The sequence below is a fragment of the Brumimicrobium salinarum genome, from assembly GCF_002844555.1.
Classification (GTDB): Bacteria; Bacteroidota; Bacteroidia; order Flavobacteriales_D; family Crocinitomicaceae; genus Brumimicrobium; species Brumimicrobium salinarum.
In genome coordinates, this window is sequence record NZ_PJNI01000001.1 from 251,753 (window position 1) to 276,364 (window position 24,612).

Below are 24,612 nucleotides of genomic sequence, written 5' to 3' on the forward strand. Positions count from 1 at the left end.
CTACAAAATTTTAATCTCTACCCTTCGGTTGGCTTGTTTTTCTGCATCTGTTTGTGCTGCTGGATAACGCATTTTTTCATTACCAAATCCAACCGTAGAAATACGTGATTTATCTATTCCGTTGGCGATTAAATAATCTTTTATGGTTTTAGCCCGCTTCCTCGATAGTTGTTTTGCTTTAAAAGTATTTTTTCCATCAAAATGAACATGACCTTGAATTTCAATTTTCACTGTTCTATTCATCACCATAAAGTCTTTTAATCGCTTTAGTTTAGGAAGCGCCTCCTCTAGGAGAGCATCTGATTGAGATTCAAAAACTAAGCCTTCAAGTTCAATCAATTGATTGTGCTCTAAGGCCTTTAGGTAAATAATCCGCTCATTAGTTTTGTTTTTTCTTGTATTAATAGAAACATCTTGAAAAAAATAACCTGTAGCATCGATGTTCAAGTTCATTTTTAGATTATCTGAGTAAGGAAAAACAATATCTGAAGCGTTATATAAAGCATTATGTGTTCTTGATTCTGAAATTAATATATTCGCTACAATTGGAAGCTTCGTATTGGCATCTCTAATCTTTATACTAAACGGTTTTTTACTTTTATCAGTTCTAAAATCAAACGTTTTTTGCATAGAAAGGAATTCATCGTTACTGATTTTTTCTTTAAAATCAGCTTGAACTTCAAATTCATTCTTTTTTGTTGAAGGTGTGTTCACGAAAATGATGATGGTTTGACCCTTGGCATAAAGTATTGAATCACTTACAAAACTACCGTGTGATTTCTTTAAATACTTATGAATTAAAAGCCCTGCATCTCCTTGATGAATAGCTGAACAATCTTGTCCTTTATCAAGCAAAAATACACCATACTCTATGGCAGCTTCTTTATTCTGTATCTGAAAAGAAAAAGTTCCTGACTGTTTTGATTCAAATCTAAACCAAAGGCTATTTAATTCACTAAATTCAAGCGCTTCACTGAACATTTGTAAATCATCAACCTGACCATTATTTACTGGGATTTTAGGTTTTAAAGGGCGATTTATTTCCATTTGAACAGCTCCAAAACAATCGCTGACATTAGTGCTAAATGTATCATTTTGTCCATATACAAGTATTGCACTTGAAATAAAAATCCAAAAAACAACATTTTTATAAATTCTAATCATTCTTAATTATTCTAATATCAACCCTTCTATTTGCCTGTTCTTGCCAATCAAATTTTGGTTCAGGATAAATCATGAACTCGTTTCCATATCCATTTGCACTCAATCTACTTCTTTCAATACCATTGTCAATCAAATACTTCATCACTGCCTTAGCACGAGACGATGACATTCTCTTTCCCGCAAAAGTCGACTCACCATATTCATGCACATGACCTCTTATTTCAATATGAATAGATGAATTTAATAAAAGAAAATCTTTTAATCGAGCTAATTTGTATTCAGCACCTTTTATAAACTCGCTGCTTCCAACTTCAAATTGTATTCCATCCAGCTCAATTCTTCTTCCTAATTCTGCGGGTTCTAACCATAAAGTTAATTCATGGTCTTTATCTTCTTCAAGAAAAAGATGTTTATCAATAAAAAAATACCCCTCAGCGTCAATGCTTAAACTTAAGCTTTCTCTATTTCGAATCGAAAAAATAAATTCCGAACCATTGTACAAACCATTAAGCTTTTTAGAATTCCTAACAATCATCTTGCCTTTTATTGGTAGTCCCGTACTTTTATCTCTTAAATGTACACGTAACGATGCATACTTTTTGTTTTTACGTACATCAATAGATTTTTTTAATTCAGCCACATTAACTGCTGAGAAATTAACTTCAAATTTGACATTTAAAAAAGCTTTGAATCGTATACTTTGGGAAGAATTAAACATTAAATAAATTTCTTGTCCTTCAGATAATCTTAAACCATACATAAACTGTTCGTTCGGAGCTTTATTCAAACCAAAAGTATCCGCTGTATTAACTTTCATAATCCGCTCTATGACGGCAGTTCCACGGTTTATATCATCACAAATGCTTGTATTTTTTATTTCATCATGTTTGTCAAAACCTTGTTCTTTTGAAAAAATTAAGATATCCATCATACTACTTTCTTCAGCTATACCGGAAAATAGAAACAAACCTTCATGTGGAGCAACAAACGAATACCAAAAAGTATTATTTAATTCTAATTCCGATAAACTGCTATACGCATTAAAATCAGTTTCAATCCCATACCGTCCAGTAAACTGAAGTTCGTAATCTCCAGGATGGCCAATAAAGCTATTTTCGTAACATTCTGCAAAGTTTCTAACATCCTTTCTATACTGACTATAAAGAAAAGACGGAGAAATAAGAATTAACAAAAGTAAACATCGCAACATCATTAATACCGAGGTTTTGAGCAACAGTGTGGCTAAAAATAACTAATATTGTTGACAAATGGAACATCAAGAAATAGATTCGTTATATACCGTACTTGGAAAAGAGAAAATTAAAAAGTTAGTAGACAGCTTTTATGGATTTGTTTATCAAGACCCTGAAATAGCACCACTTTTCAAAGGTGATATAGAGGTTATAAAAGAAAAACAATATTGTTTTCTTACGCAATTTTTTGGAGGACCCAGATTATATATTGAAAAATACGGAGCTCCAAGAATGAGAATGCGTCACCTCCCACACAAGATCGATCAAAAAGCCATGGAAGCTTGGCTTAATTGTATGCAAAAAGCGATAGGTACACTTAATCTTTCTAAGGAAGTATCAGAAAAGCTTTACAATAGTTTTCCAAAACTTGCGCAACACATGGTAAACCATTAAAATAGGTTTATAAAGACCATCGAATTCAGTGCTTACTATAAAGCAAGCATTTGGTTGGTATTTGTTAAAAATTAATAGCTAATTCTCCCTAAAAAAAGCACAAAATCCGTTATTCTATTTACTTTTGTATGCTTATTAATATTTCATTCATGAGCAACACAAAAATCAAAAGCGCAATCATTTCAGTTTTTAACAAAGAAGGTCTCGCACCCATAGTTAAAAAACTTGATAATCAAGGAGTAAAAATTTATAGTACAGGAGGAACAGAATCTTTTATAAAAGATTTGGGCATTTCTGTTGAACGGGTAGAAGATTTAACATCTTATCCTTCAATTTTAGGAGGTCGTGTTAAAACTTTACATCCGAAAGTTTTTGGTGGAATTTTAAATCGTTCGGAGAACACAGAAGACCAAAATCAACTCAAGAAATTTGAAATACCTTCTTTTGATTTGGTCATGGTAGATCTTTATCCATTTGAGGAAACAGTAGCAAATGGTGGTTCTCATGAAGAAATAATAGAAAAAATTGATATTGGCGGGATATCTCTTATTCGAGCGGCGGCAAAAAACTACAACGATGTTATGTTAATCTCATCGCGTGATCAATATGCTGACTTTCTTGAATTGCTAAATAATCAAGAGGGAACAACAAGCCTAGAACAAAGAAAACAATATGCAAAAGCAGCATTTAATGTGAGTTCACACTACGATACACACATTTTCAATTATTTCAATCAAGGAGAAACTCCAGTCTTTAAGCAAAGTATACCAACTGCTCAAGTTCTACGATACGGAGAAAATCCACACCAAGAAGGTGTTTTTTATGGAGATTTAGAAGGAATTTTTGACAAGTTACATGGAAAGGAATTGTCTTATAACAATTTACTTGACGTGGATGCCGCTGTTTGTTTGATGGAAGATTTTAAAAATGACGCGCCAACATTTGCTATTTTAAAACACAATAACGCCTGTGGATTAGCCACACGAGACACACTCCTTCAAGCATACAAAGATGCCTTGGCGGGTGATCCTGTATCAGCATTTGGTGGAATTTTAATTGCCAATAAAGAAATTGATGTTGATACCGCAGCGTTAATTAATGATCTGTTTTGTGAGGTCGTTATTGCACCTCAATTTGATGCAAAAGCACTTGAAATATTAAAATCGAAAAAGAATAGAATCATTCTTGTTCAAAAAGCCATTGAATTACCAAAGCAGCAATTTAGAACGATTTTGAATGGTGTATTGGCACAAGATCGTGACGCCATAACAGAAACTGTTGATGCTTTTGAAACAGTAACCCATCTAGCGCCAACAGCTGCTCAGAAAGAAGATTTAGTGTTTGCCAATAAATTGGTCAAACATACCAAATCAAACACAATTGTATTGGCAAAGAACGGACAGTTATTGGCGAGTGGAACAGGACAAACTTCGCGAGTAGATGCTTTAAACCAAGCAATTCACAAAGCAAAGTCATTTAATTTTGATTTGAAAGGTGCAGTAATGGCATCTGATGCGTTTTTCCCTTTCCCAGATTGCGTGGAAATTGCTAACAAAGAAGGTATTAACACGGTTGTTCAACCTGGAGGTTCAATAAAAGATAAACATTCTATTGAATATTGTGATGCGAATAAAATGGCAATGGTTTTTACAGGAAATAGACACTTTAAACATTAAAACTCAAAAAACAAAGCAGAGTATATAATTTTACTTATTTTTGGGTGAAATAAACGCTACACTCAGTAAACAGATTAAAATTACGCCGTAAACGATATGGGATTATTTAGTTTTTTAACACAAGATATTGCAATTGACTTAGGAACAGCCAACACACTGATTATCATGGATGATAAAGTTGTTGTAGATGAGCCTTCAATTGTAGCACGAGACATTCAAACAGGTAAAATTGTTGCGATTGGTAAAAAAGCACGTCAAATGCATGGAAAAACCCATAAGTTAATCGAAACTGTGCGTCCCTTGCAAGATGGAGTTATTGCAGATTTTCAATGTGCTGAACAAATGATTCGAGGAATGATCAAAATGATCAAAAGACGTAAGAGTTTGTTCAATTCTTCGCTTAGAATGGTGATTTGTATTCCTTCTGGTATAACTGAGGTGGAAAAAAGAGCTGTGCGAGATTCTGCAGAACACGCTGGCGCAAAAGAAGTTTATCTTATTCACGAGCCTATGGCAGCTGCAATCGGAATTGGTATTGATGTAGAGGAACCTATGGGGAATATGATTATCGATATCGGAGGAGGAACTTCAGAAATTGCTGTTATTGCCTTGGGAGGAATTGTAAGTGATAAATCAATTCGCGTTGCAGGAAATGACTTTACGAGTGATATTGAAGAATATATGCGCCGCCAACACAATATTTTAGTAGGTGAACGTACAGCGGAACAAATAAAAATAGAGGTTGGTTCGGCTTTACCTGAATTAGATAATCCACCTGAAGACTTTGCCGTACGTGGACGAGATTTAATGACAGGTATTCCTAAAGAAATAATTGTAAGTTATTCTGAAATTGCTCATGCGCTTGACAAATCAATTGCTAAAATTGAAGAAGCAATTTTAAGTGCTTTAGAAATGACACCACCAGAGCTTTCAGCGGATATTTACCGTACAGGTATTTACCTTGCAGGTGGAGGATCTATGTTAAGAGGTCTAGACAAAAGAATGTCTTTAAAAACAAAATTACCCGTTCATATTGCGGAAGATCCTTTAAGAGCAGTTGCTAGAGGAACAAGTATCGCATTGAAAAATATTAATCGTTTCCAGTTTTTAATCAGGGATTAAAAGTAAAGTGTATATATGCTAAAGTTCATAGCATTTTTTAGAAGATTCCAAGTTTTTCTGGTCTTCCTAATTTTACAAGTTGTTGCGTTGAGTTCATACTTTTCTGTGATGAGTTTTCCACGAACAAAGTTCTTTAATTCAGCAAATACCATTACAGGAACTTTGCTTTCATGGGAAAGAAATATTATTAAATATTTATATTTGGATGAAGCCAATCAAAAACTTCAAGCAGAAAATGTAGCTCTAGAAAAACGAATTCCAGACAATTTTATTTCTGTTGATCCGAAAACTTCAATTATTAATGACACCATTAACAAACTTGTTTTTGAACGAATTCCAGCCACGGTAGTTAATTCATCTCATACCCACGCAAATAATTACTTCACAATTAATGCTGGTACAGAAAAAGGAATAGAGAAAAAGATGGGGGTTGTTTCCTCAGACGGAGTAGTCGGAATTGTTTATGACGTTTCGAAACATTTTTCAATTGTAAAATCGATATTAACAAGTAATATTAATATCAGTGCGTATGTTAAGGGATCAAATGCACATGGCTTAATAAAATATGAAACTAAGGATCCTCGACGTGTAAAACTAACTGGAATTTCTAACGATATTATTATCAAAAAAGGCAGTAAAGTTTTAGCTCGTGGAAGTGGTGGATATTTTGCACAAGGAGAACCCATTGGAATAATTGAAAATATGCAACCCGTAGAAGGAAAACCAATGTGGGACCTTACTGTTCGTTTAAATCAAGATATGCGTCGTTTGCATTACGTATATATTATTAAAAACATTCACCAAGAAGAGCTTCAAACACTTGAGAAAAACATTCAAGAATTACAATGAATAATATACTAACACATATCATTCGCTTTATAATTTTTGTTTTAGCACAAGGACTTATATTTGGACAATTAGACTTTGGATATGGCATACATCCGATGATATATCCTTTGTTTATTATCATGCTTCCATTTGACACACGACCTGTTGTACTTATGGCTTTGGCGTTTTTAATCGGAATTGGCGTAGATTTCTTTATGAATACTTTTGGGCTTCATGCAAGCGCTGCGGTCTTAATAGCTTACATACGTCCGAGTATTTTTACAAGATTTGCACCTCGTGATGATTATGATTTACTAAAAGAACCAACAGCCAATGAATGGGGATATGCATGGTTTATTAAAGTTGCATTATCTTTATTTTTTATTCATCATTTATGGTTTTTCACACTTGAGTACTTCAAATGGACAGCATGGAAAGAAATTGCAATGAGTACCTTATTAAGTGTTGTTGTCTCAGTAATTATCAGTGTTCTTATTCAAATTTTATTCTTTAAAAGGTCTAAAAATATATGAATTTAGAAAGCAGAAAATTGGTCTTCATTTTTCTATTTTTACTAGTAGGAATTGTCTTTATTGGTCGACTTTTTTACATGCAAGTTATTGATGATAAATGGATAGAACGTGCTGGTGAAGTTGCGAAGCGTAAAATTATCATAAAACCACCACGGGGAATATTATACGACAGAAATAAGCAAAAAGTAGTTGCCAATAAAACCTACTACAACCTAATGTTTGTTGAAGATGATATAAAAGACTTTGATACAGTTGCGTTTTCAAAGTTAATTGGCATTTCCGTAGATTCCATAGAACAAAGATTTGCACAAATTAAAAAATCATTAGATCGCCGTACGCGAAGCAAAAAGACGGGGAATGACACAGTAGTAAATGATTATCGGACTTACCTACCCCATGCTTTTTTAAAAGAACTTTCTGCAAATGAGATGGCAGAGATTGCAACAGAACTTCCAGACTTTAAGGGGTTTTATGAACATGCAATTAGTATGCGAGACTATCCAAGTCCGCATGGTGCTAACATTTTCGGATACTTAAATGAAATTAATGCCACGGAGCTTAATGCCGATCGGAGATTTTATAATGTGGGAGATTTTATTGGTCGGACGGGACTTGAAAAGTATTATGAATTCTCCCTGAGAGGACAAAAAGGCGTAAAAGTGATTCTGTCCTCTGCTAGAGGAAAACGAGTCGATAATTTTGCAGATGGAAAATTAGACACAAATGCGCAGCAAGGACCACCTTTACATTTAGGTATCGATATCGATTTACAAGCCTATGGCGAGAAATTAATGGAAAACAAATTAGGCTCTGTTGTGGCAATAGAACCCTCTACTGGAGAAATATTAGCCATGGTAAGTGCACCTAGTTTTGATCCAAACATGATGGTGGGAACGCGAAACATCAGAAAGAATTACAGAAAACTTTACAACGATTCATTAAAGCCCTTTTATCCGCGTCCTTTAGCAGCAGAATACCCACCAGGATCTATTTTTAAAATAATTCAGGCGTTGGTTGGTCTCCAAGAAGAAGTCATTACCGAAAACACTGGATTTCCATGTACGCAGTCTTTAGTGGGGTGTCACAATCACCCTCCCGCAAGTAATGTAGCGAAATCTATTCAATATTCTTGTAATCCATATTATTACCATTTGGTTAAGCGAATTATTCAACAAGGAAAGGAAAAAAGTATTTTTAAAGATGCCGCAATCGGATTGTCTTTATGGGAAACGTACATGAAAAGTTTTGGTTTAGGCATCAAACCGGAAACAGATATTTTTGGATTGCGCAGTGGAGTTATTCCAAATGTGGAATTCTACAATCATTGGTACGGTGAATATCGCTGGGCTTTCTCTACTATTCGTTCAAATAGTATTGGTCAGGGTGAGGTAAAATTAACTCCTTTACAAATGGCGAATCTCGCAGCCATTATCGCAAATGATGGTTATTATTACGAACCTCACCTTGTTAAATCAATGGGTGATGATGGGCCTTTAGATAAATTTCTCGTTAAGAAAAAGTCTATGGTTGATCCACAACATTTTGCTGTGGTAAAGGAAGGAATGCGCGATGCTGTAAATGAACCTTATGGAACAGCAAGAAGAGCAAGAATTGATGATATTGTTGTTGCTGGAAAAACAGGAACAGCTCAAAATCCACACGGAGAAGATCATTCAGTATTCATGGCGTTTGCTCCGTTAGACAATCCCAAAATAGCTATCGCTGTCTTTGTTGAGAACGCAGGTTTCGGTGGTACTTGGGCTGCACCTATAGCAAGTTTAATGATGGAGAAATACCTTAAAGGCGAAATCACAAACACCTATAAGGAACAACGAATCCTCGACAAAAATTTTATTGCCAACGATGAATAGATATGCACATAAATCAGAAGGTTGGGATTGGTTTACCATTCTCATTGTTGCGGCGCTTTTATTCATGGGAATTGTTAATGTTTATTCAGCAGCTTTTAACCCGGAACGTCCTTTTATTTTTGATTTAAACACATTGTATGGAAAACAAATTATGTGGATTGGGATTGGACTCTTTTTAGGAATTGTTATTTCTTTGATTGATAGTGACTATATAAGAAAACTGACTCCTTTGGCCTTTCTCACGGTGTTAGTACTGCTCATTTTGGTCTTGTTCACAGAGCCCATTAATGGTGCAAGATCTTGGTTGGGTGTTGGTTCAATGGGTATTCAACCTTCTGAGTTTTCCAAGTTTACCACTTCTTTAATGTTGGCGTATGTCATTGCTCAAGGACGTGGGAAATTAATTTCACGAAAAACATTAATTGCTGCGCTGACGGTGGTTGTATTAACGATGCTTTTAATCCTTATTCAAAATGATACAGGTACCTTTCTAGTTTTCACGGCTTTCTTTTTTGTGATGTATAGAGAAGGAATTACTTTTGATCCAATTATTCTCTTTTTTCTCAATAATATTTTCGGGTTTCGATATAAAGAAACCTGGGTAGGGGTTCATTTTATCCCCATGATTTTTATGATTATATTCTTTAGTATCATAACACTTTATTTAACGGAGTCTGTTCACACCTATTCTTTCTTACCGGGTGTTGATGTAAAAGGATGGGTTTTATTAATTGTATCTCTCACGATGCTAGCGGTATTAGTGTTTTTTCTTGTCCATCAATTTGCCGCCCAAAGATCTAAAAAGAAAATAAAATCAATTCTAGTTATTTCTTACTTTATAGCTATAGGTTACGTTGGAGTGGTATCATACACCTATTTGAATGTGTTACAAGTTCATCAAAAGGATAGAATCGATTTATGGTTGGGCAAAATAGAAGACCAAGACGGAAAGGATTACAATAGAAATAGAGCCCTAGCGGCAGTAGGTTCTGGTGGTTTTTCTGGAGTTGGATACAAAGAAGCTATTTTATCGAGTCCACGAAGTGGTCATGTTCCAGAAAGCGAAACGGACTTTATCTTTTCTGTATATTCTGAAGAGTGGGGGTTCATTGGTTCGGCTACCCTTGTGGTTCTATTTACCTTATTGCTCATACGTATAATTGTTATTGCTGAACGACAGAAAAGTAGATTTGCGCGCATATATGCTAACTCCGTAGCCATGATTATATTCTATCATTTTGCCATAAACGTAGGTATGAATATTGGCATAATACCCGTTATTGGAATTCCATTACCATTTTTTAGTTACGGTGGCTCCTCAATGATGTCTTTTTTAATTATGATTTTTGTTTTGCTTAAATTAGACAGTCAAAGAAGGGAAGTATTAGCATGATGAAAGATAAGTTTAATTCAATTTCACCGTTTCAACAAGCCTTAGCATTATTTGCTATTGGTTTCGTTGCTTTTGTAACATTATCAATGCTTGTAAGCGTAGTTATAAGTACTTTTTATCCTCAAATACCAACAGATCAAATAGCATTACAGCGAGAAAATTATCCTATAGCCTATATGTTAATCCACTTTTTACCTTTCCAGGTAGGATTTTTACTGGTTCCTGGTTTGGTGTATATGCGTTGGTTCAAAACAAAAATAAATCCTACTTATGCGACAAGATTTCCTTTTGTAATTTGGTCTATTTTATTGTTTATTGTTGCTTTTATGTTGCTTCCTTTTTTAGCCGATTTGAATGCAGTGGTATTGAAATGGATTGGCATGTATACCGATTTAACGGCTCAAAAAAACATGGCTGACGAACAACTTAAAACATTAATTGGAACGCCTTTTTCAATCACATACTTTACTGCAATGCTTATAGTTGCGGTAATAACAGGAATAGCAGAAGAATTTGCTTTTAGGCGATTTTTATTTCATCATATGTATGCACATACAAAAAACTTGAAATTAAGCATACTATCCAGCGCATTCATATTTGCTTTGCTTCACTTTAATTATCTACAAATGCTCCCAATATTCACATTTGGAGTTGTTCTAGCATTGATCTACCATGTATCTGGCAGCATCATCCCAGGTATGTTATTACATGGATTAAATAATGGCTTAAACATACATTGGCTATCTACGGATTCAACACCAATATGGCTGAATTCTTCCTATATAGAAATAACAATCCCATCAGTATTGCTACTAATGGGATTAATAATTTATTATCTTAAAAAAATAAAACCTACTGCTCTCTAATATTGTACTCAGATTTATTTCCTTTTTCTTGTGCTGAATAAGCAATAGAGTTAAAGTTTAAATCTTGCAATATTTTCCTAGCTTGGAATAAAATACCCATAGGTACTTTTTCATCGGCTTTAAAACAGGTGATAATGTTTTCTCGTGGAGCTGTAACATCATCAGATTTATTTTCAAACTTTTCGACTTTCCATTTCTTGAGGTAATCAATACCATTAGGAGCGATAATTCCATCAAATTGAACAGCAATTCCTTTATCAAATTTGTTTTCATCTCCTTTTATTGGAGCTCCTAGATATATAAAGTCTACTTCTCCCCTTTGTTTAAAAGGAGTCAAGTCAGTTAAACCATTCCCTTTCGCTGATTTTATCTTTACCAATGGATCTTGTTCTTTGGTTGTTGTAGCAACCATGAAGAAGAATAAAAGCATAAAAACAATATCAGGCAGCGAGGATGTATTTATCCCCGGAGCTGGTTTTTCATCATTTTTTCTAAACTTTGACATAATTAACGTTTTGGTTCTACCTCAATTAACTTCAACGGAAATAAAACTTCTATAAGATCCATATACTCTCGATAAGTTCGAACCTTAGGAGTGTCTTCAGTTTTCTTCTGTTGATAAAAATTATTCATGGTAGTATAAGTGATACCAAAAATCTCTTTGGCTTCTTCATCCCTCAACTCAGTGACTGCTCGTTGGATTTCTGATTGAACTGCAACATAAGCAGAGTAATCAGTATCAAGGAAAGATTCAAGACGAATATGCGCTTCATACGCTATTTCAGGAATTTCATTTTTCCCACTGAACTTTTGATAAAGTTTCATTTTCTCTAGCTTTTCTTTCCATTTTCCGATTGCATCTTGAGATTGAGCAATTAACTTTTCTGTTCGTTCATCAGGATTATCACTTACATCAAGCTTTCTTACACGCTCTTCAAGTTCTTCAATATTCTTGTTATACAATTGAATACTACCGTAAGAGTAATAAGGATAATCGATATTTCTATCTGATTTTTTCCATCTGTTTACAGTATAGAAGTGCTTAATTCGTTTTTTCAACGATTCTATTTCATTCGGTGGAATGATCGAATCACGCGCTTGAATAACTTGTCTACTGTTAATCGCTATTTTGTAAATGTTCTTCTTTTGAACAGGAGGCTGAGGTTTATCAGTCTCCACCTTTTTTGGAATTGTACGCAAGTACGCCGTGTCTTTATCCATTGTTGTAGTAACAAGGAAAAAGATCAGCAGTAAGAAGGCGATATCCGCCATCGAACCTGCGTTTATTTCCGGTGATTCTCGCTTTGCCATTCCGTTTTAGTTCTTAAATAATTTAACAATGAAGCCCATGAAGATCGCCACTACAGAACATACAGCCAATCCAATTATCGCGGTATAGATACCAGCGTGTGTAAAATCGATTGCCGATTGACTTGCTGTAATGTCTCCAACAACATTTAAGCTTTCAAGGCTGTCTGTGGTTCCCATGGAATAAAGTATAAAGAACAATACTCCTGCGATGATTATCCCTAAGATCGATTTAATCGCTTGCAAAGGACGCATAATCAACAATACCACAAAGAAAATTAATATCAAAACGACAGTTATGGCAATAGCGTATAAACTAATGTTTATCACACCGTTGAACGCTAAACTATCCATAAATGCGAGTTTCTCAACATCTGCACTGTCAGCATTTACTCCTGAAGTCATCACAATAAAGCCAAATATCAATGCTGGTGCAGCAATAAGAATCTTTATAATTAGACCAAGAATATTTAAATTTTTCTCGTTATTCATATTTTATGAATTTTTTAAATGAAACAATACTCACTAACTACAAACTACTTTACAGGAGTTTTGTATTTAATTAGCATGTCAACCAATGAAATCGAAGCATTCTCCATTTCATTTACAATATTATCTACTTTAGAGATAATGTAATTGTAAAAAATCTGTAGAATAATTGCTGATATCAAACCAAATACGGTTGTTAAAAGTGCTACCTGAATACCACCTGCTACAGTAATAGGAGATACCTGACCATCCTCAACAATTTTAGTAAAGGCTTGAATCATCCCGATTACCGTACCCATAAATCCAAGCATTGGCGCTAGGGCAATAAATAATGAAATCCAAGAAATTCCTTTTTCTAAAAGACCCATTTGAACACCTCCGTAGGCAACTACTGTTTTCTCAACAGCTTCTACACCTTCGTCCATACGCGATAAACCTTGGTAAAAAATCGATGCAATTGGACCTCTTGTATTTCTACAAATTTCTTTTGCTCCTTCAACATCTCCTTTTGAAATCGCTTCTTCAACATCTTCTAAGAATTTCTTAGTATTGATAGAAGAAAGGTTCAAATAAACGATACGTTCAATACATAAAGCAATACCAATAATTAAAGCAATCAATACGATACCCATCCAAAATGGATCTCCTTCAATAAACTTTTTCTTAAGTGTAGAAACGAAACCAACTTCTTTCTCCACCTCTTCTTCCACTTCCTCAGCTTCAGGCTCAATGGTTGTTGAGGGTTCAACTTGGGACACTTTCTTGGAAGTGTCTTCCTCTACTACATTTTCTACTGCTTCTTGATCTGCATCAACTGGTTCTTGTTGATTTGCAAATGATACTGTGCTAAATCCGAATGTAAACATTCCGATAATTGCTAAAGAACTAACTATTTTTTTCATGTTCCAAAGATTAAAAATTAATCGCTTTTCTAAAATTATTACTTATCCTAATTAAATCAAAAATTAACAAGTTTAATGGCGGAGAGAGAGGGATTCGAACCCTCGATTCCGATGAAGGAATACTCGCTTTCCAGGCGAGCCAGTTCAGCCACTCCTGCACCTCTCCAAAATGTCAACTTGTGCCTTTTCGACGGGCTAAAGTACAAAAAAATATTTACTCTAAAAGGAATCTACGGGTCTTCTTTTAAAATCGGGCAAAATATTTGAATAACACGTTCTAAAAATAATTTAGAGTTACCGCGTAAACTTACAATATCGAATTTTACCGATACGCTATTTAATTGCGCATTGTCAAACAAATCAATAAAATAAATTTGTCGAATCAGTCTCAAAAATTAGATCGTGAAGAATTATATTTAGACCAATGATTTTACATTATCCTAAAATTCTCAAACGAAGTTCTTGTCAATTTGATAATAAGTCTGCAAACATATATAGTTTGACTTATACGTTTCATTTGTTCTTGGACAGTTATTTAATAATTGCGAACAGTATTTAAAGATCTCTAAAAAACAAAAAAGAGGAACCAAAGCTCCTCTTTTAATAATATGTTGACTTAAACTTAAGGTTGAATAAAAACTGTTGCTTCGTTTTCTGATTCTTCCTCAATTTTAATAATTCCTTCTCCATACATATCTCCTTTTTCAGCGATGATATCTAAAACTGCCACCCCTGCTTGTCCGAGTTGATACACTTCATTATAATTAAAAATAGCAACTCCAGAAGAGTTTGTTGTGGTTGTATCTCTTCTCTCAACAGGTTTTGGCTGTGGCAAAGTTGATGTCCCATAAAGAATAACTCGTGCATTAGGAACAATTACATTGGCTGTGTCACGAACAGTAACTTTTGCAATGGTATCACCTTTTTTTCGGCAAGAACCGAATGAAAAAGACAAAGCAAAAGCGATAAGCATAAATCCGGAGATGTAAATATATTTTTTCATAGTATTTAATTTCGTAAAGTTAAAAGTACTGTTTTTCTATTATTTATAACGGAGATTTCTAAAAAAGGTTGCTATTCTTCTAAATTAATTGTTTCCGTAGCTGTTAAGTGTGCTTTTGCACGAACAGTTATAGAGGTGTAATAATCAGCAGTATCTTTTGCGTATACAGTAAGGTAAGCAACTTTATCGTCCTTACCATCATATTGATCAAACAGGTCGTTGAGATTAAATTTGGCAACCCCAGAATCATCAGAACGCTTTTCATCAAAGTATTCAGGTGTATCTTTATCGATATCCCCTACAATTCTAACATTGATATTAGGTGTTAGGATATTATCACTCGAACGTACATAGATTTTTAAAATCGAATCATCGGTGTTTTTACACGAAGTCGAAATCATACTCATCACAACGAGTAACAATAGGAAAAGCGTATGTTTTTGTTTCATATTTTTGGATCTTCTAATCAAATTACTTGCGCAAAGTTACAGAATAATTATTATTCCGAAAAATAACTGCTAAATTTGTGCTCAAAATTGAGGGTGTGTATTCTGAAACACATTTATTTCTAGAATAATTTGATATGTCTGAGATCCAAAGTAAAATAGAACAACTGCTAAACGAAGTGCGCCAATCGGAACTTAAAACCGAAACGGAATTAGAAACGTACAGAATAAAATTTTTAGGTTCTAAAAACTGTTTAAAACCTTTATTTGCAGAATTAAAAACTGTTCCAAATGAACAAAAAAAGGCCGTTGGTTTACAAATCAATGAACTTAAAAATGAAGCTCAACGTATTTATGATAATTTTAAAGAAAAATTGTCAGGAGCTACTGATCAAAAAGAAGTAATTGATTATTCGCGACCAGGCGAACCAAATGAAATTGGAGCGAGACATCCTATAAATGTAATTAGAAATGAAATTATTTCCATCTTTGAGCGCATAGGATATGGCGTTTCTGAAGGTCCAGAAATTGAAGATGATTGGCATAACTTCTCGGCATTAAACTTTCCCGATGAACATCCTGCACGAGATATGCAAGACACATTCTTTGTTGAAAAAGGGGATGAAGAACTTGCACTAAGAACACATACTTCATCGGTTCAAGTACGTGTAATGGAAAATAGCAAGCCTCCTATTCGTACAATTTCTCCAGGACGCGTTTATCGAAATGAAGCTATTTCTGCACGTGCGCATTGTTTTTTCCATCAAGTAGAAGGATTATTTATAGATAAAGATGTTTCATTTGCAGATTTAAAGCAAACAATACTCTATTTTGCACAGGAAATGTTTGGTAAAAAAACCCAAATCCGATTGCGACCTTCCTATTTTCCTTTTACGGAACCAAGTGCAGAGGTAGATGTAAGCTGTACGATTTGTAAAGGAAAAGGATGTAATGTGTGTAAGTATACTGGTTGGTTGGAGATCCTAGGTTGTGGAATGGTAGATCCAAGTGTTTTAACATCAGCCAATATTGATCCGAAAGAATACAGCGGGTTTGCTTTCGGTATGGGGATAGAGCGTATTGCACAATTAAAATACCGCGTAAATGATTTGCGTTTATATTCTGAAAATGATATACGATTTTTAAAACAATTTAAATCAGCTTTTTAAATATGGGACTGTTTTCATTTAAAAAAAAATCAAATTCCAATCAGTTAAATTGGAAAAACATAGATTCAACTGAAGATTTAAAACAAGCCTTTGAAGCTTCAAAAGATCTTCCTGTAGTTTTCTTTAAACACTCTACACGTTGCAGCATCTCTTCAATGGCACTCAGTCGCTTTGAAAAAGATTGGAACTCAACAACACCATGTACATTATGTTTTATTGATTTAATCGCAAATCGACCTGTTTCTAATGCCTTAGCTGAACTAACAGGTGTTGAGCATCAATCACCACAAGTAATTGTAGTTAAAAACAAAGAAGTAATTCTCACGGATACCCACAACGGAATTTCTGCTTCAGCAATTCAAAACATACTTTAAAGCCATGAAAAAACTCGTTTTTATTTCAACACTCATTTTATCTTTAAGTTTATTTAATGCCTGTACAGGTGATGAAAAAGTAAAAGTAGGTAGTTTAACGCCTGCAAAATTTGAACTTCCTTTTAATAATGCAAGTGCTAAAAAAGGCGAAGTTATACGTGTAGAAGTAAGTGTTGCTGTTCCTGAAGAAGTCGATGAAATTCGAGTTTTTACTAAAGACACTACAATTTTTGAGGGTAATGCGACGAAAAAGAATTACGTGTTTGAGGTAAGTACCCGATCGTGGGATATTGGGACCAACCAATTAACTTTAGAAAGCAAAACAAAAGAAGGAAAGTCTCGCAGAGATAATAGAATTATTAAAATTTTTCCAGATTTTTCTCCAAAAGACTATACAGCAGAAGTTATTCAAGTCTTTCCACATGCTACCACTTCATACACACAAGGACTTGAGTTTGATGGGGGTCAATTGTATGAGGGAACTGGTGGAAAAGGTGCTACGGGAGTTAGTATGGTTGCAAAAGTAGATTTAGTTTCAGGAGCTATTAAAGAGAAAAAAGAACTCGACAAAAAATATTTCGGAGAAGGAATTACCATTATGGGGGATCGTTTATATCAGCTCACATGGCAAGAGCACACTTGTTTCGTATATGATAAAAACACCTTAGAAGAACTCGAAACATTTACTTACACAGGTGAAGGTTGGGGATTATGTAATGATGGAGAAAACTTAATTATGTCTGATGGTTCGGAACGTATTTACTTTAGAGACCCAAATACTTTCGGAATGAAAAAATCGATTGAAGTGTTTTCAAACAATGGGCCTGTTAAGGGGTTGAATGAATTAGAATACATCAACGGTAAAATATATGCTAATATTTATACACGCAACAAAATGGTTATCATAGATCCAGAAACAGGAGCGGTTACAGGAAACATTGATGCAAGCATTTTGGCCTTAGATTATCGAAAAACAGGAGAAGTCTTGAATGGAATTGCATATAAGGCGTCGACCAAACAATTGTTTGTAACGGGTAAAAACTGGCCCAATCTTTTAGAAATTGGTCTACGTTTAGACAATTAGCGAACGATTTAATTAACGACTTTTATTCCGAACATTTGAGATTTAGATACTAATCTCTTCAACCTTTGATTTATTAGAGGTGCTTTTTGGAACATCATTTTTGTATTTCGAAGCAATCTATTCTTATTTCCATCCCCATTAATGAAAGATAAAGTTTTGTTCTTTTTTAATACTTCAGATGCTGTGAAATCTTATAATTAAGACACTTCACAATGCTGCATCTGATTTTTTATTAAATTTGACCTCTATATTATTAATGCAGCACTGCGGAATTAAACTTAAAACGAATGAAAATTCTTGTTACAGGAGGAGCAGGTTTTATACCTAGTTGCCTTACAGATAAACTAATTGAAGATCCAAATTGTAGTGTTGTGGCTGTAGATAACTTCCTAACAGGAAAGCGTCAGAAAATCTCCAAAAGCGAATTTGATAACTTTTTATTTGTTGAGGCTGATTGTAATGATTACGATCAAATGAGTGCTCTTTTTAATGAACATAAATTCGATTATGTGTTTCATTATGCTGCTGTAGTAGGTGTAAAACGAACAACTGACAACCCGATTGCTGTATTAAATGATATCGAAGGTCTCAAGCATATTTTTAATTTGTCCACTGAACATAAAATTAAACGTTTATTTTTCTCATCCTCATCAGAAGTTTATGGTGAACCTGTGGAATTACCACAACATGAAAAAACCACACCATTGAATTCAAAACTTCCTTATGCCATTGTAAAAAATTTAGGAGAAGCGTTTTGCCGTTCATACCAACAAATGTATGGTTTAGATTATACTATTTTCAGGTTTTTTAATACTTACGGACCTAAGCAAAGTCCGGACTTTGTAATGAGTAAGTTTATCAAACAAGCATTAAAAAATGAAGACATTACCATTTATGGAAAAGGTGACCAAACACGCACATTTTGTTATGTAGATGACAATATAGAAGCCACAATGAAGGCGTTCAAAAATGAACTATTCGTTAATGACATTATTAACATCGGAAACGATAAAGAGACAACAATTCTGGAACTGGCGGAAGTAATTCAACGCCTCACAAAATCACAATCGAAAATTGTTTTCCTTCCACCGCTAAAAGAAGGAGATATGACAAGAAGGCAACCAAATGCAGCTAACATGAGGAAATTATTAGCACATGATTTCTGTCCTCTGGAGATAGGTGTTCGCAAAGTAATCGAATCAAAAATTTATCAGGAATTAAATCAAATTTAAGAACGATACTGTATCATGTTAGGTATGAAAATAAAAACACGCCTACAAACATTAAGTCTATAGAATTTGATTCTATACATAAAAATATTTTTCTCAATCGCTTGCTTTCTATTTACCTTTTTATTATCTTAATTTAGCAACCACCAAAAAATTGGAATAAATTTAACGATAATGAAGCAAATTACAACCGACATCCAGTCTCCTGCAGACTTTACAGAACGATTCATCAATCAAACCAATCATCCTGTGTTTCTTACAGGAAAAGCAGGAACAGGAAAAACGACGCTATTAAAAAAAATCATTGATTCAACACATAAAAACACCGTTGTCGTTGCTCCTACGGGAATTGCCGCATTAAATGCAGGCGGTGTTACCATACATTCCTTTTTTCAAATGCCATTTGCCGCATTTATACCAGAATTAGGTCAACCACCATTTGTAGGACAACGTACTCAATTCAATACCAAAACTACGCTTCAACAACATTTTAATATGAACAAGAAGAAGCGTTCTATTTTTTTAAAATTGGAACTGCTTATCATTGATGAAGTAAGTATGTTGCGCTCGGACCTACTAGACGCAATGGATTTTATGTTGCGTAAAATTAGAAGAAACGACACGCCTTATGGTGGTGTTCAAGTATTGTTTATTGGTGATTTAATGCAACTTCCCCCAATTGTAAAACGAGAAGAAAAGGCTGAACTTGATAAATATTATAAAGGAAGTTTCTTTTTTCATGCTAAGGTGATTCAAGAATATCCACCCCTCTACATCGAATTGGAAAAAATATACCGGCAAAATGATCCTGACTTTATTGAAGTATTGAATAACCTAAGAAACAATCACATTTCTCCTGAGAATGTTGAATTATTGAATCAATATGTAAAACCAAATTTTGACGCTACAGAACACGAGGGCTTCATTACATTAACAACCCATAACGCTAAAGCGGATGAAATAAACGATAAAGCACTTCGGGCATTACCCGGAAAAACAACCAAATATGATGCGGTGGTGACAAAAAAGTTTCCAGAATATATCTATCCCATACCTAAAACGATGGAACTTAAGGTAGGTGCGCAGGTAATGTTCATTAAAAACGATATGTCACATGAAAAGCGTTACTACAATGGTAAAATTGGCCGTGTTACGGCTTTATATCCTGATGAAATCAAAGTTTTATTTCCTGATGAAAACTTGACAATCTCTGTGGAACAATATGAGTGGGAAAATGTAAAGTTTTCATTAGACCCAAAATCAGGGGAAATTAAAGAAGAGGTTGTGGGAACATTTGTACATTTTCCATTAAAACTTGCTTGGGCAATTACAGTGCATAAAAGTCAAGGCTTAACGTTTGAGAAAGCCGTTTTAGATTTATCTAAAGTATTTGCTCCCGGTCAAGCGTATGTAGGACTATCTCGTTTAGTTTCGTTAAAAGGATTGGTATTGACAAGTCCAATTCAATTAAACGGTTTACGCAATGATCAACACGTAGTAAATTATGCAAAAAACAAAGCAGATCGTGACTTACTTTCTAGAAAACTAGAACTAGGAACGATTACCTATTTACAAAATAGACTTACCAAAACTTTTAATTGGGATGCAATGGTTAGTCGATGGTTATCGTTGGAAGCAGCACATAAAACAGCTGGTCCACGCAGTGAAATGGCAAAAAACAAAGTATGGTTTGAAGAGCAGATAAATGCCTTAATGGGCACACTAGAACCTTCAAAAAAGTTTAGATCACAATTAATTCGTATTTGTCAACCAGATAATTTAGACATAGATCTACTTTATGAACGTTATGAAGCTGCTTATAATTACTTCATTAAAATATTAGAACCCGTTTTTAGAAGCAACATTAAAAAGTTATTGTTGCTCGGTAAAAAATCTAACGTGAAACAGTATGTTGAAGATCTAGGTGAATTGGATGATTTACTTACCGAGACAATCCTGGAATTGAAGAAGTCCAGAAAATTGATTCAGAATCTTTATAACGGAAAAGAATTATCAAAGGAAAATGTTTGGGACGATCAAATTCGTAATTTTAAAATCGCTAAAGTTCAGGTTGTTAAAAATGAAATCATGCGGGAAAACCCTATGATTGGTGAATTACAAGATTTTGTTTCGGAAAAAACAGCAGCCAAAAAGAAAGAAAAAAGTAAAAAACCTAAAGTAAGCACTTTTGAAAAAACACTTGAACTTTTTGAAAAAGGAAACACTGTTCAAGAAATCGCTGATGCGCGTGTGCTCAAAGAAGAAACCATTTATAATCATTTAGGTCGATTAATAAAAGATGAAAAAATTGAATTAGACGAGGTTTTAGATCAAGAAAAAATCGCCATCCTAAAAGACAAACTTGGTGATGAAATCGAGGGTAGCTTAACCGAAGCAAAAGCTGCTGTTGGGAAAGCAATTACCTGGAATGAGTTAAAAGTATATCACAACAGTTTATTAAAGTAAAAGCATGTTTATGCTTTTACTTTATTTTACTGGGCTACTGTATTGCGTTTTTTAGAATTTCACTAAATCGATAAACGTCCTCATAAGAGTTATATAAAGGAACAGGTGCAATACGGATTACATTGGGTTCTCGCCAATCTGCTACAACTCCTTCTTTTGCCATTGCATCGAAAAGATCTTTTCCTTGTCCGTGGGCTAAAATACTTAATTGTGAACCTCTTTCTTTTGGGTTTTTCGGTGTGATGATTTCAAAGTCTGCATTTTCTGATGCTTTTGAAACTTCATTAATTACAAATTCCAAATAAGCCGTTATATCTTCACGTTTTTTACTGATGGCTGCCATTCCTACCTCATCAAAAATGTCTAAAGAAGCTTTGTGTGCTGCCATTCCTAAAACTGGTGCGTTACTCAATTGCCAAGACTCAGCACTTTGAATGGGTTGAAATTCTGGCTCCATTTTGAAACGTTTTTCTTTATTGTGTCCCCACCAACCTGCGAATCGTGGTAGATCATCATTGGTAACATGTTTTTCGTGAACAAATAATCCAGCAACTCCACCCGGACTAGAATTCATGTATTTGTAGGTACACCACGCCGCAAAATCTACATTCCAATCATGCAAAGAAAGCTCTACATTTCCGGCAGCATGTGCTAAATCAAAACCAACTTTTGCTCCTACCTTATGGCCTGCTTCTGTAATTGATTTCATATCGAGTAGCTGCCCAGTATAATAATTTAATCCACCAATCATTACCATTGCCAATTCATCGCCTAGTTCCTCAATTTTTGAAACAATGTCTTCGTTTCTCAACAAATGTTCTCCTTCTCTTGGAAAAACTTCAACTATTGCTTCATCGATGGAATATCCGTGGTGTTTTGCTTGTGATTGCAAAGCATATTGATCTGATGGAAAAGCTTTTCCTTCACATAAAATCTTGATGCGTTTTCCTTTAGGTCGATAAAATGAAACCATCAAAAGATGTAAATTCGTTGTTAATGAATGCGTAATCACAACTTCCTTATTGGTAGCGCCAACAATCTTAGCGGCTTTTTCTGTCAGCAATTCATGGTAAGAAAACCACGGATTTTTAGCGTCAAAATGTCCTTCTACTCCCCATTTTGCCCAATCATTTAATTCTTGCTGAATGTACTCTTGGGTTCTTTTAGGTTGTAACCCTAAAGAGTTTCCTGTAAAATACACCACAGGCTTTTCATGAAAATCTGGAATAAGAAATTCATCTCTCCACTTTCTTAACGGATCGAATTGGTCTTTTTCTTGTGCAAAAGCAAGTGTATTTTTATATTTTGACATTATTGGAATGTTTTAATTTATCAGGTTCCTAAAATAGAAAAATTATTAGTAGTGAAGAATAAAGCATTAAGGAAAACCTGGCTGAGATTATTTTTTATTCTATCACGTCATCAAATCGCTCACCGTGAAATCTATATCTATTACATCTAAAAAATGTTCGTTCTCTTTTGCTCCATAGTTGGTGATCAATGTGTTAAAGACAGTTTTATTTGTTTTTGTGCGTTCTATAAACTCTTGTTTTCTATTTCTTAGCTTTTTAGCATAATCTTTAGTTACTGTGAATTCACCGTTATAAAATTTACATTCACATAAATTGATGCATTCGTCTTTTCGATCAATTATCAAATCAATTTGGTAATTAGATTGCGAATTTTCATCTGCTTTATTATTAAAAGAATAATGCTCGGTATAAACACCAGAAATTCCCAATACATTTTTTATCTCTTTAATATGGCGTTGACACAAGTTTTCAAAAGCGTAGCCTGTCCATATCTTATATTGCTGAGATTGATGCAAAGTTGACCAAATTTCTTTTCCCTTTTTTTATTTTTAACGATGAATTTATGATAAAATACGGAGTACTCGTCTATCAATCGATATAGCGCACCTCTTTTGCTTCTGCCATAAGGCACAACCTCTTCCACAAAACCAGAAATCAATAAATCGTTCATCGCTCGGGTATAGGGACCGCCTTCTTTTACTTTTGATTTATTAATGATTTGTTTTCTTGTTAAACCACTTTGAGAGGTCGCCAATGCTGCTACTATAGCTTCATGATTATTCGCATTTTCAAACAGGGCTTTGTATAGATTGTCGTATTCATTTTTTAAAATTCCATTTTCATCAAAACATAGCCTTTCGATTATTTGTCTTACCGATTCTCCTTTTTTTATTTGGTCTAAATAATATGGAATTCCTCCCATAACCATATATATTTCAGTAATGGCTTGGTCTGTTAACTTGATTCCTTTATGCTTTAAAAAAGCTTTCGTTTCTTTTAAGGTAAATGGATTGAGTTGAAGAACTTGATCTAATCGATTGTGAAATCCACCTTTATCGTTAACTATTTTTTCTGCAATCCAAGAAGTGGCAGAGCCACAAACCACTAAAATAAAATGTTTTTCTTTGGATAAGTAGTCATTCCATAAATGGGCCAATAACTGCACAAATCCAGAACGTTTTGTTGCTATCCAAGGTAATTCGTCAATAAAAATCACCTGTTTTTTAGATTTAGAAAGTGCTTTTAGATAAATTTTCAATAATGAAAAAACCTCTTGCCAATTGTTGGGTGGAGTCACAATTGGTAGTTTTGAATATTCTGCTATTTTTTGCGTAAAATTATTTATTTGAGCTTGTGTGTCTGCATCTTGTATCCCTGTTATTCGTAAACATAAATGATTGCCATATACTTCGTCTATAAGATATGTTTTACCAACTCTTCGCCGACCAGTTACCGCTAAAAAAGTCGATTTATTCTTATTGATAAATCCATTCATTAGGTTTTCCTGTTCTTTTCTTCCTGTCATATATTTGTATTTACCAGCCATAAAGTAGAGTTAAATACGAATATACAAAAATATATTTATATTTATCTATTTCAAAACAGAGATAAATACAAGTATACAAATTCATAATAGTACTTATATATCACAAAATTAGAGATAAATACAAATATATAACTGTATTTATATAGAATATAGATAGAGTTAAATACAATTATAAAAGCTTATA

The 24,612-nt window shown here is 34.1% G+C and carries 24 protein-coding genes and 1 tRNA gene; 13 read left to right on the forward strand and 12 right to left on the reverse strand.

The window, feature by feature from the left end; translation table 11 throughout:
- The gene (locus CW751_RS01210) at positions 1-1,164 is read right to left on the reverse strand and encodes an OmpA family protein (RefSeq protein WP_101333131.1); all 1,164 of its coding nucleotides are present in this window, start codon (positions 1,162-1,164) and stop codon (positions 1-3) included.
- Positions 1,157-2,377, reverse strand: a complete 1,221-nt coding sequence (locus CW751_RS01215; RefSeq protein ID WP_101333132.1) for an OmpA family protein — start codon at positions 2,375-2,377, stop codon at positions 1,157-1,159. Before CW751_RS01215 ends, CW751_RS01210 begins: the two co-directional genes overlap by 8 nt.
- Positions 2,378-2,432: 55 nt before the next feature.
- On the opposite strand from CW751_RS01215, the gene CW751_RS01220 reads away from it, so the two are divergent.
- The 8 genes from CW751_RS01220 (at position 2,433) to CW751_RS01255 (ending at position 11,099) form a co-directional block, all read left to right on the forward strand.
- Positions 2,433-2,810, forward strand: a complete 378-nt coding sequence (locus CW751_RS01220) for a globin domain-containing protein (RefSeq protein ID WP_101333133.1) — start codon at positions 2,433-2,435, stop codon at positions 2,808-2,810.
- Between the two features lie 149 nt (positions 2,811-2,959).
- Positions 2,960-4,486, forward strand: coding sequence for a bifunctional phosphoribosylaminoimidazolecarboxamide formyltransferase/IMP cyclohydrolase (purH, locus tag CW751_RS01225; protein ID WP_101333134.1), 1,527 nt, complete (start codon positions 2,960-2,962; stop codon positions 4,484-4,486).
- A gap of 96 nt (positions 4,487-4,582) precedes the next feature.
- Positions 4,583-5,608, forward strand: coding sequence for a rod shape-determining protein (locus CW751_RS01230; protein WP_101333135.1), 1,026 nt, complete (start codon positions 4,583-4,585; stop codon positions 5,606-5,608).
- Positions 5,609-5,623: 15 nt separating this feature from the next.
- A complete protein-coding gene (mreC, locus tag CW751_RS01235; protein WP_101333136.1) occupies positions 5,624-6,457 on the forward strand; it encodes a rod shape-determining protein MreC in 834 nt (277 codons plus the stop codon).
- Entirely contained in the window at positions 6,454-6,969 is a 516-nt protein-coding gene (locus CW751_RS01240) for a hypothetical protein (protein ID WP_101333137.1), read from the forward strand. The genes mreC and CW751_RS01240 overlap by 4 nt, the downstream gene beginning before the upstream one ends.
- The gene (locus CW751_RS01245) at positions 6,966-8,840 is read left to right on the forward strand and encodes a penicillin-binding transpeptidase domain-containing protein (protein WP_101333138.1); all 1,875 of its coding nucleotides are present in this window, start codon (positions 6,966-6,968) and stop codon (positions 8,838-8,840) included. Before CW751_RS01240 ends, CW751_RS01245 begins: the two co-directional genes overlap by 4 nt.
- The gene (gene rodA, locus CW751_RS01250) at positions 8,833-10,233 is read left to right on the forward strand and encodes a rod shape-determining protein RodA (protein WP_101333139.1); all 1,401 of its coding nucleotides are present in this window, start codon (positions 8,833-8,835) and stop codon (positions 10,231-10,233) included. The genes CW751_RS01245 and rodA overlap by 8 nt, the downstream gene beginning before the upstream one ends.
- Positions 10,230-11,099, forward strand: a complete 870-nt coding sequence (locus CW751_RS01255) for a CPBP family intramembrane glutamic endopeptidase (RefSeq protein WP_101333140.1) — start codon at positions 10,230-10,232, stop codon at positions 11,097-11,099. The genes rodA and CW751_RS01255 overlap by 4 nt, the downstream gene beginning before the upstream one ends.
- On the opposite strand, the gene CW751_RS01260 is transcribed toward CW751_RS01255, so the two are convergent.
- The 7 genes from CW751_RS01260 to CW751_RS01290 all read right to left on the reverse strand — a co-directional run bounded on the left by CW751_RS01260 (position 11,086) and on the right by CW751_RS01290 (position 15,250).
- A complete protein-coding gene (locus CW751_RS01260) occupies positions 11,086-11,604 on the reverse strand; it encodes an ExbD/TolR family protein (RefSeq protein WP_101333141.1) in 519 nt (172 codons plus the stop codon). The genes CW751_RS01255 and CW751_RS01260 overlap by 14 nt on opposite strands.
- Before the next feature lie 2 nt (positions 11,605-11,606).
- Positions 11,607-12,410: an ExbD/TolR family protein gene (locus CW751_RS01265; RefSeq protein ID WP_101333142.1), complete on the reverse strand. Its 804-nt coding sequence runs from the start codon at positions 12,408-12,410 to the stop codon at positions 11,607-11,609.
- A 6-nt stretch (positions 12,411-12,416) separates the two neighbouring features.
- A complete protein-coding gene (locus tag CW751_RS01270; RefSeq protein WP_101333143.1) occupies positions 12,417-12,899 on the reverse strand; it encodes a hypothetical protein in 483 nt (160 codons plus the stop codon).
- A gap of 44 nt (positions 12,900-12,943) precedes the next feature.
- Positions 12,944-13,798, reverse strand: a complete 855-nt coding sequence (locus CW751_RS01275) for a MotA/TolQ/ExbB proton channel family protein (protein ID WP_101333144.1) — start codon at positions 13,796-13,798, stop codon at positions 12,944-12,946.
- Positions 13,799-13,874: 76 nt separating this feature from the next.
- Positions 13,875-13,964 (reverse strand) — tRNA-Ser (locus tag CW751_RS01280).
- 456 nt (positions 13,965-14,420) lie between these two features.
- The gene (locus CW751_RS01285) at positions 14,421-14,801 is read right to left on the reverse strand and encodes a hypothetical protein (protein ID WP_101333145.1); all 381 of its coding nucleotides are present in this window, start codon (positions 14,799-14,801) and stop codon (positions 14,421-14,423) included.
- 71 nt (positions 14,802-14,872) lie between these two features.
- Complete coding sequence (locus CW751_RS01290; RefSeq protein ID WP_101333146.1) at positions 14,873-15,250, reverse strand: hypothetical protein; 378 nt, start codon at positions 15,248-15,250, stop codon at positions 14,873-14,875.
- A 143-nt stretch (positions 15,251-15,393) separates the two neighbouring features.
- Here CW751_RS01290 and pheS point away from each other — a divergent pair, with 143 nt between their 5' ends.
- The 5 genes from pheS to CW751_RS01315 all read left to right on the forward strand — a co-directional run bounded on the left by pheS (position 15,394) and on the right by CW751_RS01315 (position 21,569).
- Complete coding sequence (pheS, locus tag CW751_RS01295; protein WP_240612524.1) at positions 15,394-16,416, forward strand: phenylalanine--tRNA ligase subunit alpha; 1,023 nt, start codon at positions 15,394-15,396, stop codon at positions 16,414-16,416.
- A 2-nt stretch (positions 16,417-16,418) separates the two neighbouring features.
- Positions 16,419-16,790: a bacillithiol system redox-active protein YtxJ gene (ytxJ, locus tag CW751_RS01300; RefSeq protein WP_101333148.1), complete on the forward strand. Its 372-nt coding sequence runs from the start codon at positions 16,419-16,421 to the stop codon at positions 16,788-16,790.
- Positions 16,791-16,794: 4 nt separating this feature from the next.
- The gene (locus CW751_RS01305) at positions 16,795-17,874 is read left to right on the forward strand and encodes a glutaminyl-peptide cyclotransferase (RefSeq protein ID WP_101333149.1); all 1,080 of its coding nucleotides are present in this window, start codon (positions 16,795-16,797) and stop codon (positions 17,872-17,874) included.
- A 287-nt stretch (positions 17,875-18,161) separates the two neighbouring features.
- Positions 18,162-19,106, forward strand: a complete 945-nt coding sequence (locus CW751_RS01310; RefSeq protein WP_101333150.1) for an NAD-dependent epimerase/dehydratase family protein — start codon at positions 18,162-18,164, stop codon at positions 19,104-19,106.
- Positions 19,107-19,277: 171 nt separating this feature from the next.
- Positions 19,278-21,569 carry a helix-turn-helix domain-containing protein gene (locus CW751_RS01315; RefSeq protein ID WP_101333151.1) on the forward strand — a complete coding sequence of 764 codons (2,292 nt, stop codon included), beginning with the start codon at positions 19,278-19,280 and terminating at the stop codon, positions 21,567-21,569.
- Positions 21,570-21,603: 34 nt separating this feature from the next.
- Here the strand turns inward: CW751_RS01315 and kynU are convergent, their stop codons facing one another.
- From kynU to CW751_RS01325, 3 genes are all read right to left on the reverse strand, one after another.
- Positions 21,604-22,881, reverse strand: a complete 1,278-nt coding sequence (kynU, locus tag CW751_RS01320) for a kynureninase (RefSeq protein ID WP_101333152.1) — start codon at positions 22,879-22,881, stop codon at positions 21,604-21,606.
- Positions 22,882-22,983: 102 nt separating this feature from the next.
- Entirely contained in the window at positions 22,984-23,346 is a 363-nt protein-coding gene (locus CW751_RS15540) for a hypothetical protein (RefSeq protein WP_205677763.1), read from the reverse strand.
- Positions 23,319-24,428: an AAA family ATPase gene (locus tag CW751_RS01325; RefSeq protein WP_205677764.1), complete on the reverse strand. Its 1,110-nt coding sequence runs from the start codon at positions 24,426-24,428 to the stop codon at positions 23,319-23,321. The genes CW751_RS15540 and CW751_RS01325 overlap by 28 nt, the downstream gene beginning before the upstream one ends.
- Between the last annotated feature and the right edge of the window lie 184 nt (positions 24,429-24,612).